At 67.0% G+C, this 14,830-nt stretch carries 14 protein-coding genes; 5 read left to right on the forward strand and 9 right to left on the reverse strand.

Features of this window, described 5'->3' with window-relative positions; genetic code table 11:
• Nucleotides 1–25 precede the first annotated feature (25 nt).
• Entirely contained in the window at nucleotides 26–1,471 is a 1,446-nt protein-coding gene (locus ACQP1O_RS36470) for an amino acid permease (protein ID WP_433562882.1), read from the forward strand.
• Between the two features lie 203 nt (nucleotides 1,472–1,674).
• On the opposite strand, the gene ACQP1O_RS36475 is transcribed toward ACQP1O_RS36470, so the two are convergent.
• Complete coding sequence (locus tag ACQP1O_RS36475; RefSeq protein ID WP_433562883.1) at nucleotides 1,675–2,289, reverse strand: hypothetical protein; 615 nt, start codon at nucleotides 2,287–2,289, stop codon at nucleotides 1,675–1,677.
• A gap of 525 nt (nucleotides 2,290–2,814) precedes the next feature.
• Here ACQP1O_RS36475 and ACQP1O_RS36480 point away from each other — a divergent pair.
• Together ACQP1O_RS36480 and ACQP1O_RS36485 are read left to right on the forward strand one after the other, a co-directional pair.
• A complete protein-coding gene (locus tag ACQP1O_RS36480) occupies nucleotides 2,815–3,018 on the forward strand; it encodes a hypothetical protein (RefSeq protein ID WP_433562884.1) in 204 nt (67 codons plus the stop codon).
• Nucleotides 3,019–3,129: 111 nt separating this feature from the next.
• Complete coding sequence (locus ACQP1O_RS36485) at nucleotides 3,130–3,330, forward strand: hypothetical protein (protein WP_433562885.1); 201 nt, start codon at nucleotides 3,130–3,132, stop codon at nucleotides 3,328–3,330.
• Between the two features lie 76 nt (nucleotides 3,331–3,406).
• Here the strand turns inward: ACQP1O_RS36485 and ACQP1O_RS36490 are convergent, their stop codons facing one another.
• Together ACQP1O_RS36490 and ACQP1O_RS36495 are read right to left on the reverse strand one after the other, a co-directional pair.
• Entirely contained in the window at nucleotides 3,407–4,363 is a 957-nt protein-coding gene (locus ACQP1O_RS36490) for an AraC family transcriptional regulator (RefSeq protein ID WP_433562886.1), read from the reverse strand.
• A gap of 688 nt (nucleotides 4,364–5,051) precedes the next feature.
• Entirely contained in the window at nucleotides 5,052–5,363 is a 312-nt protein-coding gene (locus tag ACQP1O_RS36495) for an EthD family reductase (protein ID WP_433562887.1), read from the reverse strand.
• Nucleotides 5,364–5,513: 150 nt separating this feature from the next.
• On the opposite strand from ACQP1O_RS36495, the gene ACQP1O_RS36500 reads away from it, so the two are divergent.
• Nucleotides 5,514–6,416, forward strand: a complete 903-nt coding sequence (locus ACQP1O_RS36500) for a LysR substrate-binding domain-containing protein (protein ID WP_433562888.1) — start codon at nucleotides 5,514–5,516, stop codon at nucleotides 6,414–6,416.
• Nucleotides 6,417–6,951: 535 nt separating this feature from the next.
• Here ACQP1O_RS36500 and ACQP1O_RS36505 read toward each other — a convergent pair.
• From ACQP1O_RS36505 to ACQP1O_RS36515, 3 genes are all read right to left on the reverse strand, one after another.
• Complete coding sequence (locus ACQP1O_RS36505; RefSeq protein ID WP_433562889.1) at nucleotides 6,952–7,341, reverse strand: hypothetical protein; 390 nt, start codon at nucleotides 7,339–7,341, stop codon at nucleotides 6,952–6,954.
• 65 nt (nucleotides 7,342–7,406) lie between these two features.
• On the reverse strand, nucleotides 7,407–8,066 hold the full coding sequence (locus ACQP1O_RS36510) for a response regulator (protein ID WP_433562890.1): 660 nt from the start codon (nucleotides 8,064–8,066) through the stop codon (nucleotides 7,407–7,409).
• 34 nt (nucleotides 8,067–8,100) lie between these two features.
• Nucleotides 8,101–9,261, reverse strand: coding sequence for a sensor histidine kinase (locus tag ACQP1O_RS36515; protein WP_433562891.1), 1,161 nt, complete (start codon nucleotides 9,259–9,261; stop codon nucleotides 8,101–8,103).
• A gap of 134 nt (nucleotides 9,262–9,395) precedes the next feature.
• Between ACQP1O_RS36515 and ACQP1O_RS36520 the strand changes: the two genes are divergently transcribed.
• Complete coding sequence (locus ACQP1O_RS36520) at nucleotides 9,396–10,283, forward strand: sterol desaturase family protein (protein WP_433562892.1); 888 nt, start codon at nucleotides 9,396–9,398, stop codon at nucleotides 10,281–10,283.
• Nucleotides 10,284–10,345: 62 nt separating this feature from the next.
• On the opposite strand, the gene ACQP1O_RS36525 is transcribed toward ACQP1O_RS36520, so the two are convergent.
• The 3 genes from ACQP1O_RS36525 to ACQP1O_RS36535 all read right to left on the reverse strand — a co-directional run bounded on the left by ACQP1O_RS36525 (nucleotide 10,346) and on the right by ACQP1O_RS36535 (nucleotide 14,806).
• The gene (locus tag ACQP1O_RS36525) at nucleotides 10,346–11,563 is read right to left on the reverse strand and encodes an NAD(P)-dependent malic enzyme (protein WP_433562893.1); all 1,218 of its coding nucleotides are present in this window, start codon (nucleotides 11,561–11,563) and stop codon (nucleotides 10,346–10,348) included.
• Nucleotides 11,564–12,080: 517 nt separating this feature from the next.
• Nucleotides 12,081–13,637, reverse strand: a complete 1,557-nt coding sequence (locus ACQP1O_RS36530; RefSeq protein ID WP_433562894.1) for an FAD-binding protein — start codon at nucleotides 13,635–13,637, stop codon at nucleotides 12,081–12,083.
• Nucleotides 13,638–13,951: 314 nt separating this feature from the next.
• Complete coding sequence (locus ACQP1O_RS36535) at nucleotides 13,952–14,806, reverse strand: PHP domain-containing protein (RefSeq protein ID WP_433562895.1); 855 nt, start codon at nucleotides 14,804–14,806, stop codon at nucleotides 13,952–13,954.
• Nucleotides 14,807–14,830: the final 24 nt, after the last annotated feature.

The raw sequence follows: 14,830 nt of genomic DNA on the forward strand, positions 1-14,830 counted from the left end.
GAATCACCACCTGAAAGGCGCGACAATGTCTGTCGTCACCCGCCGCCCACGCCCGCCCATCACCCTCGCCGGAGTCATGCGACGCATGCCCGTCACCGATGCCGATTCCGGCGATTTCACCAAGAGCATGGGCCTGTGGCAACTGGTCGCGCTGAGCCTGGGCGGCCTGGTCGGCGCGGGAGTGTTCTCCCTGGCCGGTGTCGTGGCCAACCAGGTGGCGGGTCCGGCCGTGCTGATCTCCTTCGCCATCGCGGTCGTGGCCTCCGGCGCGGCGGGACTCTGCTACGCCGAATTCGCGGGCATGGTACCGAAAGCCGGTTCGGCCTACACGTATTCGTATGTAGCGCTGGGCGAGATCATCGGGTTCATGATCGGCTGGGATCTGCTGCTCGAGTACACCGCCATCGTGTCGGTGGTGGCGATCGCGGTCTCGGGCTACCTGAACTACATCACCCATTACATCGGATTCGATCTGCCGACCTGGGCGCTCGGCGCGCCCGGCACCGGCGAGGGCCGCAAGATCGACCTGTTCGCGGTCGTTCTCTGCCTGCTGCTGGCCTATCTGCTGTCGCGTGGCACCCGTGAATCCGCCCGTGTGCAAACGGGATTGGTCGCGGTGAAGGTGTTGATCGTGGCCATTGTCGTCGTCGCCGGCGCGTTCCACATCAAGGCGGGCAACTACACGCCGTTCTTCCCGTTCGGAGTCGGCGGCGCGGTTTCCGGTGCGGCACTGGCGTTCTTCGCGGTCTACGGTTACGACGCCATGAGCGCGGCCGCCGAGGAATCCAAGGACGGCAAGAAGCTGCTACCCAAGGCCATCCTGATCAGTCTCGGCATCGCATCCGTCGTCTACCTGCTGGTGTGCCTGGTGATCGTCGGCATGGTCAACTACACCGATATCGATGTTGCCGCGCCGTTCTCCAGCGCCTTCGACACCGTGGGCATGGGAATCCTGGGCCTGGTCATCGCGGTCGGCGCGGTCGTCGGCGTCACCACCTCCGCGTTCGCCAATATGCTCGCCGTCACCCGCGTCGGCTTCGCAATGAGCCGAGACGGCCTGCTGCCCAACTACTTCGGCAAGACCGGCGAACGCAAGGTGCCCACCCGCGTCATCTGGCCGGTCGGCATCGTCTCCGCTCTCATCGCCGGCTTCCTCCCGATCCGCGAGGCCGCCGAACTCACCAATGTCGGCATCCTCATGGCCTTCATCGTGGTGGCGCTCGGCGTCATGCGCCTGCGCCGCACCCGCCCCGACGCCGACCGCACCTTCCGCACCCCCTGGGTGCCGGTCGTCCCCGTCATCGGCATCGGCTTCTCGATCTGGCTCATCAGCCACCTCGACATCGTCACCTGGATCCGCTTCGTCGTCTGGCTTCTCCTCGGCCTCGCCCTCTACGCCACCTTCGGCTACCGCAACTCGACACTGAACCGGACCGGGATCGACACCGCCCCGGTGCCGATCGAGGACTGAGCCCCCCAGCACAGCGTCGCCCACGGGACAACTGCCCGTGGGCGACTCGTGGATCCGCCGACTGCCTGGCAGGCTGCACCTGGTACCTCCAAGTGGGCCGATCCGCGGCCGCAACCCACGCCGCAGAAGAGCCGGTTCGACGAGCGCTTCGGTGCCGCGGCTGCCCAAATCGACCAGTTGGCCTCTCTTTCACCTGCCCGTGATCACGGCTGGCCGGTGGCCCACGCCTGTACGGCACCGATGAAGTCCGGGCCGCCCGTGACGTATCCGCCGATGGTTCCACCGATCAGCGCACCCACGGGGATGCTGATCCCCCATACCAGGGGAAACAACGCCCCAAGGATGCCGCCCACGATCGCGCCGGTGATGATGCCGGGCAGGTTGTTGTTGACCTGCTCCTTGAGCCGGTCATAGGAGCTGATGTCCTTCAGCTGCGCAATATCTTCTGCCGTCGGGGTCGGTGTCAGCGTCAGGGTGCGGCCGTCCGCACCGATGTGCTGCGCAATCGCGATTGAACGCCCGTCGACGGCGAGCCATTGCGGCACTTCGGTCACCGCCGCTCCGTCGCCGGACTCGACCACCGCACCGTTCTGTGCGACCTCGAACCTGCCATTCTCGACAGTGGCGTAAACGGCCCTGTCGACTGGCGAAACGGTGATCTGGTAGTTGATTCCATGATCCACACCGGAAGTTGTGTCCCCCACGGTCACAGCAGTCGGCTGCTCCGTAACGGCCGGCTCTGCATGGGCGGTTGCCGCAGTAATACCCACGGCCGAGATGGCCATGAAAACGGTAGCAGTGAATTTCTCGAACATCATTCTTCGAACCCCTCACTCAGCTGCCCCTGATGGGCGGACCGAGTCAGACCTTAGGCGTCGAATTCAATGGTGTGCTGGTACGCCACACGCAGTTCTGAGTCACTACACTCCTATTTCCCATGCGACTGGCCGAAAAGCCGCATTCCGGACAGTCCGAATCAGCCAAAGCGGGCACGGCCGGCAGCGAGGCCAATTGCGGCCCCGAACATCCTTTTCCGCCGAATGCCGTGCGTCACGCAGGCAGCGGTCACTCTCCGTCGTGCGCTTGGCCAACCGACCGTTCGAGTTGTGTTCGGCCGATCGCGATGGGAAGGCTCACTGGGGGCAGATGAGGCAGATCTTGTTCGCGGCGATGATCGCTCTGACAGTGACGAACGCACCATTATGCCGATGAGCGGCATTCCGGACCGGCCTCAGCGTGGATTGTGTCGGTTCTCTTCGAGAAGCTCCCAACCATGACTTCAAGATCGTCAGTGGACGTGTCGGGCAACCGCCCCTTCACCTCGGTCACTGGCTCAGGCATGCTTGCGCTCTGGGATCCTGCGAGCCTTCACCCACGTCGTGGATTACGACAGTTGGGAGCTGGAACTACTCGACGACGAGCCGATCGTCGAACACATTCGCGCAGGCCGGTTGGTGCCGCTGAACATACCGTCCGACGGGGAATTCGGTGTGTTGGTACGGCTGTACTCGACCGGTACGCACGAGCTCTCCGAGCGAGAACGGTAGTACGTCCGGCACTCGTCCGAGCCGTACCTGTTTCGATCGACCGGTATCGCCAAAGTCGGTGGCATCGAAGACATCGGCGCTTTCCCCGACTCTGAGCCGGCCGTCGCCGACATGGTTCCGACCGAGATCGACGTTCCTGCAGGGGCATACGCGGTGACCGTCCACCTCCTCGATTGGGAAGCAGAGCCAGGAGCGATGGACGACCAAGGCAACGCCACCACTTCCGCGCTCCCCGACTTCGTCGTTCTGATCGAACCCACGACGGAAGACTCCTTCAGGACCGAGCTCGAAACATTCGACGACATCGATTAGTCCCCAAGCCGGCCATGGCTCCCGTCAACAGCAGTTCAGGAACCGAGGTCATCAAAGTGGTTGAGGAGGGATCGACCTAGTTGCTTCGTTGCCGTAGCTGGCCAGGAGAAGCGTGATAGATGTCCCGGCAGGCCTTGTTGAAGACCGACAGAGTCGAAAAACCGCTGTCGTAGGCGATATCGGCGATGGTTCGGCGTTGATTCTGTGGATCGGAGAGGCGTGCCACCGCCCGTTCGAGACGGGCGGTGAGCAGGTAGCTGTGGGGAGTAGTGCCCGCCAGGCGCATGGCACGTTCGAGCTGGCGGCGCGTGATGCCGAGATCTTCGGCGACGGTTTCCACAGTGACCCGCGGGTCATCGGAGCATCTGCGAATGTGCAGGCGCGCATGTCGGGATATCGCGGCCAGTTTCGTGTTCTCCGGGGCCCAGCGTTCGTCCAGAGCACCGGCCAGCAGCCCGGTCCAGTGCGTGCTGATCTTCAAGAATTGGGTCGCCGTCATCGTGTCGCCGTGGCGGTCGAGCTGTTCGGTGAGCGCAAGCACGGACCCGAGCAGCGGGTCGTGGGCGTCCAATGCCAGATGCGGCGGCCCATCGGGAGACAAGCGCAGTGTGTCGGCAGGAACGTTCAGAATCCAGCTCCGCACATGGTCTCCGTGGGAGAGCACCATGCGCTGGCCCCAATCGACGACGCCCATCTGACCAGGCCGCAGCAGCACTCGTGTGCCGTGTTGCTCGATGCCGAGGGTTCCGCTGCGCGGGATCAGCAATCGGGCGCTACGGTCGCCGTCCGCCTCGACTTCGGCCAGCGTGCGTTCGTAGGAAATCTCGGTGGATTCGAACTGCACATTCTGGAAGTCGCCCAACTTATAGCCCGCCAGGCGCTGAACCCGCAGCGCGCCATCGAAGTTCGGCCAATCGCTGAAGTTGACCCGCGCTCCGCCCTGATTGGTGGAAACCTGCTCGCGCCAGAACGCCGGTCTGTCGTCCTTCGGCACCTCGGATGTGGTGTCGCTTGCCAATTCCAGCTCGGACACCTGCGTCCCCCTCCAGCATTGTCGCAATCCCGGAAGAGGTTCGTCGCAAATCCGGTCGACCCGAATCTATACGCGCACTTAACCTTTGACTAAACGAGTCGCTCGCCACGCTGCTCGACGAAATCGAACGCGAGCAGGGCTGACCCGCACCGATGCCGTTGTTGCTGATCTACGAAGGGGGTAGATCAGCAACACCTCACCTTCGCTCGCTGACGCGTGCGCACCCACCGGCCGCGCCTTCACGCGCTCTCGGGCCAGGCCCACCTCACCGGCATCGATGCCCAGCGCCACGCACCAACGGGAAGGTCGAACGGCCTTCAACGAGGGCGCATCAACGCACTCTTCCGGCCGCATACCGCGCTGACCGAACCGGCCACCGCTGGGCGCCGACGGCCGGAACCTGGTGCGGTACAGAACGTCCGCTATTGCCGATGACAGTCAGAATTCCTTACTGGGTTCGGAACGCTTGGACCGTTCTTCGAAAGGCGATGCCGGGCCTGCCCGAGGTTGGCGGGCTCCCGCCCCGGCCGTCGCGCCGCACGCGCGCATCAACCACCGTGACATCCGGCCAGGACATCGGCCCACCTTTGACGCTCAACCAAACGGCAACCGGGAACGGCGTTCCGCCGATAGCCGGGACCCGGCCGCAAAGGCCGGCCGAACGCGTCCCGGAGCGTACCGTCCTGCCTCAGCTGGTGCCGTCCTGCACCGGATAGTCGATGACGACCACACCGCCGGTGGCGTAGTTGACGACATCGGCGGCCGCCAGCTGGCCGTACTGCGACGCCCGCGACGCGGCCAAGGCGGCGGCGTCAGCGAAATCGGCTTCGAAGACCGCGAAATACGGCGCTTCTCCGTTGGTCGCCGCCACGTCGAAGCTGTAGCGCCACGCAAGCAGGCCGGGCCAATTCATGACCAGTGGAAGGTGGTTGGTCTCGTAGTAGTCGCGGAAGTGGTCAGGGTCGGCGGGCTTGGGATACAGGACTAGCAACTTGTGCATGACTGCCTCCCGGTGTGTGTCAGTGCGGTGTCCAGTACCGCGGTCAGCTGAATTGTCATATGCGCAGGTTAGGGCTTGATGTGTGGTCGGGGGAAAGACCGGGACGCGATAGACTCAGAACGGATCGTTATCAATCGGCAGGGAGGGCATGTGGCGCCGGATACGGTGAGCCTGCGGTACTTTCTGGTGCTGGCGCAGGAGTTGAACTTCACCCGCGCGGCCGCACGGATCGGTATCGCGCAGCCCGCACTCAGTGCCCGGATGCGCCGATTGGAGGCGGAACTCGGTACGAGCCTGCTGGTTCGTAACACGCGTAGCGTCGTATTGACCACGGCCGGTGCGGCTTTGGCGGAGTCCGCGCCGCCCGCGCTGGCGGCGCTGGACCGGGCATGGGACACCGCCCGGAATGCGGGGGCCGGTGAACTGGGCACGCTACGCATCGGATACAGCCTCAGCACGGGGGCCGAGACGGCACCGGCCCTGGTGGACAGGCTCATTCGCAGCAGCCCGGGACTCGGGGTCGGCGCGGTCCCCATGACGACACCGGAGATCTCCCCAGCGGTCGCCGACGGCCGCATCGATGCGGGGATCACCCGCGGTGAACAGCCGGGTCGTGGCGTGCGCCGGTTCCTGCTGCGGCGCGAGCGCGTCGGGGTCCAATTGGCACAGCATCATCCGCTGGCCGAACATCCGGAGATCGAGATCGCCGATGCGGCCGCGTATCCGCTGCGACTGCCCGACCGTACGGCCAACCCCGTGATCCACGATCAGCTGTCCGCACTGTTCCGCGACATCCGGCCGATCCCCCGATTCCACACGCCTGCAGTCTCTTTCGACATGTCTCAGCGCGACCTACGCGACGGGCTCACCCTCGCCCCGGCCGGTGAAGTCGCGGTCACGACACAACCGGCCGGTCTCACGTGGCGACCGCTGCAGGGCGCACCCACCTTGACGATCCACCTGGTCCTCCCGCGCGTGCAGTCACCACTACACCGCCGCATCCGGACCGTCGCCAAAACCCTGGCACACGAGCTGCACTGGCTGCCGGACTGACGCGCAGCAGGTCACGCAGATTGCCGACGACGATGACGATCCCCTGCCCCGCCAAACCTTCAACAGCGGATGTGTCCAGGAAATCGGTACGAGCACGAGCAATTGCCCAACCGGCACCACGATCCCGAGTACTACAGCGACCACCACCAGCAGCCAGCTGGTCACCCGTGCGACCCACCCCCCGCGCCGGCGTGCGGTCCCCGAGGTCTGTCGCCGAAACCGGCCTTGCCAACCAGAACGCCCACCACCGCCCGTCTCGTGGGCGGCATGTCCGCCGCTTTCCGACGTCCCGAAAATACCGCGCATCAGCTAACTCATGACAATCACGCTGGGTGGTGTCCTAACGCCAGCACCGCCACCTTCGCAGTAACAGATCCACCGCAACGTCCGCCCCCTGCGTGACCGCGCCAACCGCAGGGGGTCGAGAACGCACTACATTGCCGCATACCGCGCTGACCGAGCCAGCCAACTCGACAGCTCCGAAGATCAACGGCCAGAAGTGAATTCGGACCGTTGCAGTGCGCGCTCATGCCGCCTACTTCGGTCGGAACTTGTCCGCCCACTGCTCACGGTAGGCGCACTGCGCCTCGGCTGAGCACACCTTCGATGCTGGCGCGGGCGCAAAGATGTACCGGTAGCCGCGGTCTCGCGACAAAACCACTTTTAGCGACCGAAGGATATTGCGGAGGCCACACAGATAGCGAGCCCACAGATCGATGCCACCACCCATCTGACTGCTCATCCCAGTCGGCCAGAACTCCCGCCTCGCACCCACGACAAGGAAGCGAAACCCGCTGCCCTCTGGAACTTTCCGTACCGCGGCGAATCCATGGAACACGTCGTCATCCACGGCAACGCACTCGCCGCCCGTCTCATCGGCGAGCGCGACGCGCCATCGCGCCTTCTCGTCGACTGCCACTGTCACTGGCCAATCGCACTCTCACGACACCCGGGCAGCGCCGAAATCGGGCACCAGCCACCGTGATGTCGTCAGTGAGGACGGTCGAGGTGTACGAGGCCATGTTGGTGGGCGTAGACGACCGCGTGGATGCGGTCGCGCACACCGAGTTTGGCGAGGACGCGGGAGACATGGGTTTTGACCGTTTCCTCGCCGACGCCCAGGGCAGCGGCGATCTCGCTGTTGCTGCGGGCATCTGCCACCAACAGGAGTACCTCACGTTCGCGTGCCGTGAGCTGCGCCAGCTCAGGTGGCTCGAACGGCGGGGCGATGCCCGTCACCAGGCGGGTGGCCAGGCGGCGTGTCATGGACGGGTCGATGACGGCGTCGCCGCGCACGGCCACCCGGATGGCGGCGACGAGTTCCTCGGGCGGAAGGCTTTTCAGCAGAAAGCCACTGGCCCCGGCCGACAGCGCGCGATGCAGGTTGGCCTCGCTGTCGTAGGTGGTGAGCACCAGTACCCGGGTGCCGCCCGCCGCCACAATGGCGGCGGTGGCGGCGAGCCCGTCCAGCTTCGGCATGCGCACATCCAGGATCGCCACGTCCGGATGGGTGCGGGCGGCCGCCTCGATGGCGGCGCGGCCGTCGCCCACCTCGGCCACGCACTCCAGATCCGGGTGCGCGTCCACCACCGCGCGCAGACCGGAACGGAACACGGTGTGGTCGTCGGCGATCAGGATGGTGATGCTCATGCGGCTCCGATCGGCTGTGCGGTCTCGATGGGCATCATGCGGACCCAATGGGCACGGAAACCCGGATGACCCAGCGGGTTCCGGATTGGTCGGCACCGTAGGCGACGGTGCCGTCGAACAGTTCGACCCGGCGGCGGATTCCGTCCAGGCCGCGCGGCACCCCGGTGGTGGTCTCCAGGGCGGCAATGGGATTCGTCTCGCGCAACTCCACCGCGCCCGGGAGATAACCGATCTCCAGCGCGGCCGGATCGCGCCCGTGCCGCAGCGCATTGGTCAGCAGCTCCTGGACCACCCGGTAGAGCATGACGTCCAGCGACTCCGGCAGCACCGGCGGCTCACCCGAAACCGTCACGTGCACAGCCAATCCGGCGTCCCGCACCCGCTGCACCAGGTCCTCGATATCGGCCAGGCCGGGCTGCCGCTCGCCCTCGTCATCGCGACCGTGCAGCAGGTCCAGCTGCCGGCGCAGATCCACCATGGCGGCGCGGCTGCTCGACTCCACCGCGGACACCGAACGCGCCGCCGCCGCGGTATCGGTGCGGGACAGCGCCATTCGCGCCACCCCGGCATGAATCCCGATGGCGCTCACATGATGCGAGATGACGTCGTGCAGATCCCGGGCGATGGCCTCGCGCTCATCGGCCAGCGCCCGGTCCAGCGCCGCCCGCTGCTCCTGCTGCCGCAGGGTCTCCCGCTGCTCCAGCTCCGCGATATAGGCCCCGCGCGCCGCGGTGTACCGGCCCACCAGCCAGGGCACCACGCCCGCGCCCAGCGCGAAGATCGCCAGCCGGATCGGATTGTTGGCGCCCGCGATGGCCGCCACCACGTTCACCGTCAGCGAGCCGCCGGCCAGCAGCAGCACGGTCAGCACCGAGCTGATCCCGCTCAGCCACGCACCCGCCTGATACCCCGCGACCAGGAAGCCGACATCGAAAACCCGTGCGGTGATGCCGTAGTGGTGGGCGAACAGCGCCACCGCCACCTTCACCACCACCTGCGCCACCGCCACCGCGGCCGCCGTCGACGCGGGCGCGGCCAGCGCCAGATCCGCGGCCACCGTGGCCAGCGTCAGGATCGCGGCCAGCGCGGGCGCGGCGCCGAAGGCCCCGCACATCACCATCTGCGCGGCGTCCAGCGCCGCCGCGACGGTGGCCACCAGCAGCGACTGCCGAGCCAGCGACCTGGTCACATCCATGGCCGCACGGTACCCCGGGGACCGGCCGTCCCCCGTGTGGGGGACGCGGAATCCCCCGTCGGCGCGACGATCCGCGCGCGCCGCCGAACTAGCGTCGAGCACATGCCAGCAGCCCGACCGCCCCGCCGAGGAGCATGCCCGTGAATGCCGATCTGTTCATCTACGCCCTGCCGGCGTTCGCGCTGCTCATGTTGATCGAATGGATCGACAACCGGCGCGACCCGGACCGCCCGGCCAATGGCATCGACCGCCGCGACACCACCTCCAACATCGCCACCTTCGTGCTCGGCCGTATTGCCAAACCGATTCTGGCGCAGGTGATTCCGTTCTCCGGCGTGGTGCTGGCCGCGCACTTCACCCCACTGCACCTGTCACCGGCGCACTGGTGGGTGTGGGTGCTGGGCCTGATCGTCACCGATTTCTGCTACTACTGGGCGCACCGCGCCGACCATCGTGTGCGGCTGCTGTGGACCTCGCACAGCGTCCACCACTCCAGCCGGTTCTTCAACTTCTCCACCGCCATCCGGCTGCCGTGGGCGCATCCGGCCGCCAATATCGTGCGCGGCCTGTGTTGGGTGCCCGCGGCACTGCTGGGTTTCCCGGCCTGGATGGTGTTCGCCCTGCAGTCGCTGGGGCTGCTCTACCAGTTCCCGATCCACACCCAACGCGTGAAAACCCTGTGGCGGCCCCTCGAATTCGTGTTCAACACCCCGGCCCACCACCGCGTGCACCACGGCTCCAACCAGCCGTATCTGGACACCAATTACGGCGGCATCCTGATCATCTGGGATCGCCTGTTCGGCAGCTTCGCCGCGGAAACCGAACCGATTCGCTACGGGTTGACCAAGGACATCGATACCGACAATCCGATCAAGGTCAATTACACCGAGTTGGTGGATCTTGTCCGTGATGTCCGGACTGCCCGAACCTGGCGCGGCCGGCTCGGATATATCTTCGGCCCGCCCGGCTGGCACGAGAATGCCGCCACGGCCGACCTCGAAAAGGTCTCGGCCGCGGTCTAGTCAAATAGAAAAGGAGCGCTTCGTCTTACGACGAAGCGCTCCTTTCGTTGCTCAGCGAGTGGCTACGCCACACCCTCCACGCGAGCCGCGTTGCCGACGGCCTCGGCGACGGCCGGAGCGACCCGCGGGTCCAGCGGGCTCGGGATGATCTTGTCCGCGGACAGCTCACCGGCCACCACATTGAAGATCGCCTCGGCCGCAGCCACCTTCATGCCCTCGGTGATGCGGCGGGCGCCGGCATCCAGCGCGCCCTTGAAGACGCCCGGGAAGGCCAGCACATTGTTGATCTGGTTCGGGAAGTCGCTGCGGCCGGTGGCCACGATGGCCGCGTACTTCTTGGCCACCTCCGGGTGGATCTCCGGGTTCGGGTTCGACATGGCGAACACGATGGACTCCGGAGCCATCGACGCGATGAGCTCCTCGGCGATGGTGCCCGCCGACAGACCCAGGAACACATCCGCGCCCGCGAGCGCCTCGGCCGGGCCGCCGGTCACGCCGCGCGGATTGCTGCGCTTCGCCAGCTCGGCCTTGACCTCGTTGAGGTCGGTCCGGTCCTGGCTCACGATGCCCTTGGAGTCGAGCACGATGATGTCGGAAACGCCTGCGGCCAGCAGGATGTCGGTGCACGCCACACCGGCCGCGCCGGCGCCGGACACCACGACCTTCAGGCCGGACATGTCGCGGCCCTGCACCGCGGCCGCACCCTTGAGGGCGGCCAGCACCACGATCGCGGTGCCGTGCTGGTCGTCGTGCATGACGGGGCAGTCGAGGGCCTCGATGACGCGCTTCTCGATCTCGAAGCAGCGCGGCGCGGAGATGTCCTCCAGGTTGACCGCGCCGAAGCTCGGGCGCAGGCGGATCAGGGTCTCGACGATCTCGTCGGGGTCCTTGGTGTCCAGCACCAGTGGGATGGAGTCCAGCCCGGCGAACTTCTTGAACAGTGCCGCCTTGCCCTCCATCACCGGCAGCGAGGCGCGGGCGCCGATGTCGCCCAGGCCCAGCACCGCGGTGCCGTCGGACACGACCACGACCAGACGCTCGGCCCAGGTGTAGGTCTTGGCGAGGGACTCGTCCTCGGCGATGCCGAGGCACACCTTCGCGACACCCGGGGTGTAGGCGATGGACAGATCGCGCTGGGTCTCGAGCGGAGCGGTGAGTTCGACCGAGAGCTTGCCGCCAAGGTGCCCGGCGAAAATTTCTTCGTTGGTGATGTCGGACAGGTTCGCCCCATTGGACGCGGGGGCCTCGGTGGCATTCACTGCTTCAGTCACGGGTGACACGATTTCACTCCTGATCGGTTCGGACTCAACCGTTGGACGGTTACCGTTCGGTAATAGCTGAATTTGTGGTTTCGGTGCTCATATATCTTTTGCCGCAGCCGCGTTCAGCGACGTCGACACCACTTCCGAGCCACTTCGTGGAAACCTTGCCACCTCATCGTGGCGACGCATACAAAGTATTACGGCATTGCGAGAAGTGTGTCGCGGCAGCGCAGATCGTCGAGCGAGAACCGGAGGGGTGTGTCCGGGCGATACAGCCGGGGTGACCTCGTGTGAACCCGCGAGTCGGGGTTCGTGATCACCGAGTGTCCCGGGCCGGGCGGTGGCTGCGGCCGGGATCGGCCCATTCTGCCAGTCTCTGCGACGGCCTGCCAAATCGACCCCGGGCCCGTCGCGTCGCCTCACCATCGTTGAAGGGTAAGTCAGCCGAATCACGCCGAGATGAACAGAAACTCGCTGGTCGGAACCTGAACTCGGAGAACTGTCACAACGCGGTCGCGGCGGCGGCTGTGAGCTGTCAAGCGGGGGTTGCACCCGACGCTGTGAGGTCCGGCCGGACCCAGACACTGCCGAGACCCCCGGAGAGCAACCGTACTCGCCAGTCGCTGCCGGCACCCGGATGGTCGGTGCGGCGATGCATGCCGCGGGTCTCGGTGCGGGCCAGAGCGGAGTACTTGGTCCAGCGGGCGACGGCCAGCAGCGCGGCGGCCTGCCGGGCGGGCAGGCGATCGGGTCCCTTTCCGCCGAGCGCCAATTCGACGCCGGGCCACATGCTGTCCAGTTCGCCGATGCTGTCGCGCAGGCTGCCGTCGCTACGCCAGTAGCTGCGCCGCAGCGGCAGCGTGTGCTCCTGAACCAGGCCGACCACCGCGCGCGGATCGATGCGCGCCTTGTCGCCGAGGCCCGCGCCGGGCACCGGGCGCGGCTTGCCGAGCTTGCGGCGGGCCACGGCGAAATCGGCCGCACCCGCGCCCGCCCAGACGCCGGAGGAGATGGCCCACGCGCCGTTCTGGCCGCCGAACCCGCTGACCGCCCCGGTAATGGGCTCCCGGGTGGTGACATCGCCCGCGCCGTAGAGGCCGGGAACCGTGGTCGCGCAGTCGGGTCCGGTCAGCCGCAACCCGCCGGTGCCGCGCACCGTGCCCTCCAGCACCGCGCACAACGGCACCTGACCGGTCAGGCTGGGCCCGTGCCGCTGCAGTTCCGCGCGCACCGCCTCGGGCAGTTCGTCCAGCGCGGCGTAGACCCGCCGCCCGTCGGCGATGGCCGCGAAAGCCTGTGCCCGCGAACCGCATCCCTGCCCCCACAGCACCGCCCGCGATTCGTCGTAGAGGGTGGCGAAGTGCATGACCTGGTCGGAGGCGAACACCGCGGCCACCGGGCGGCCGCCCAGCAGCGGCGAATCGGCCACCGGGGACAGCGAATACGCGTTGGAGAATTCCATGCCGGACAGTTCGGCTCCCGCCTCAGCCCCCATGAGCAGACCGTCCCCGGTGTCCACATCGGTGCCGGCGCCACCGGAGAGGAAGGCACAGCCGCCGGTGGCCAGCACCACCGCGCGCGCCCGGACGGTCCAGCCCCGGAACTCGCCACCCTGCGTCACACCCGCCGCGCCGGACACGACGCCGTCACGGTCGGTGATGAGCTGGAGTGCGGGATGGTGGTCGAGGATGCGGATCCCCGCGATCACCATGCTGCGCCGCAGCCGGCCCAGATACTTCGCGCCGTCGAGATAGACCCGCGCCGGGCGCTCGGCGTGTTCACCCCGGAACCGGAAGCCGCCGGTCACCAGCTGGCCGACACGCCGATGGGTCTCCTCCAGCACCCGGTACATCCACTCCGGGTCCCCCAGTCCGCCGCCATGCGCGAAGTTCTGCCGCACGGCCTCCTCCCGGGCCGGACCGGATGGAATGTTCCACAGTGTGACCCCGCCCCGCGCCGTGGGGCCGCTGCTGCCGCAACGGCTCTTGTCGGCGACCAATACCCGCGCACCCGCAGCGGCAGCGGCCAGCGCGGCCCAGGCTCCCGCCGGGCCACCTCCCAGCACCAGCACATCGGCGTCGAATTCGGTCATAACGACAAATGTTCGACGACGGTTCACTCACTCGCAACCGTTATGCGTATTTCAATTCCACCACTGCGCCCAGAGCAGATATCCGGCTATCACGAAAACGACCGAACTTCCGAAAAAAGCCGCAAAACCCCGATGTCTATCCGCATAAATTTGGGCGGCCAGCACGACTGCCGCCGCGGTCACATGCCACGTCACAGCCGCCCATCCGGGGCCCGGAAAACCGCGCCGAGCACCGATGATCGCGGTGATGGCGACCGTGGCCGCCAGCACCAGCGTGCCCCCCGCGACCACTCCGCTCAGGCCCCGGACCACTCTCATGCGGTGATCACCGGCACCCCGCTCGCTTTGCCCACGATTTCCTCGAATTGCGTTGGGTCGGTGGTGAATTCGCCGAGCCGAATGGTCTTGTTGGCGCCGTGGTAATCCGAGGAGCCGGTCGTCAGCAAACCCAGTTCGGCGGCCAGCCCGCGCAGCACCTCACGGTCCTCCGCACTGTGGTCGGGGTGATCGAGTTCCAGGCCGCCCAGCCCGAACTCGGTCAGCTCGCGAATGTGATCCAGCGCCAGCAGCCGCCCGCGCTTGCGGGCCCGGGCGTGCGCCACCACGCTCACGCCGCCGGCCGAGGCCACCATTTCGACGGCCCGCCGCAGCGGCGTGTCGGCCTTCTCGACGTAGTAGCGGCCGTGCGGGGCCAGCAGATCCTGGAAGGCGGCGTCCACGGTCGGCACCACCCCGGCCTGCACCAGCGCCCGGGCCAGATGCGGGCGACCCGCCGACGGGCCCACGGACGCCATGACCGCGTCCGGATCGATGGGCAGACCGTCGGCGGCCATCTGCTCGGCCATGGTCCGCAGCCGCACCACCCGCTCGGCGCGCAACCGCTCTCGCTCCTGCGCGAAGGACTCGTCCTCGGGGTCGAACAGGTAGGCCAGCAGGTGGACCGGCACCGGATAGCCGTCCTGGCCCAGCCCGACACACGACATCTCCATGCCGCGCACCAGCGTCAGGCCCGGAGGGAGCGCGGCGGCGGCCTCGGCCCAGCCGGAGGTGGTGTCGTGGTCGGTCAGGGCCACGACGTCGAGACCGGCAGCGGCGGCGTTCGCGATCAGTTCGGCCGGGGTGTCCGTGCCGTCGGACGCGTTGGAATGGGTGTGGAGATCGATGCGCACGCCCCCTATATTGCCTGCGGCACG

This window comes from Nocardia sp. CA-151230 (genome assembly GCF_050942175.1).
Classification (GTDB): domain Bacteria; phylum Actinomycetota; class Actinomycetes; order Mycobacteriales; family Mycobacteriaceae; genus Nocardia.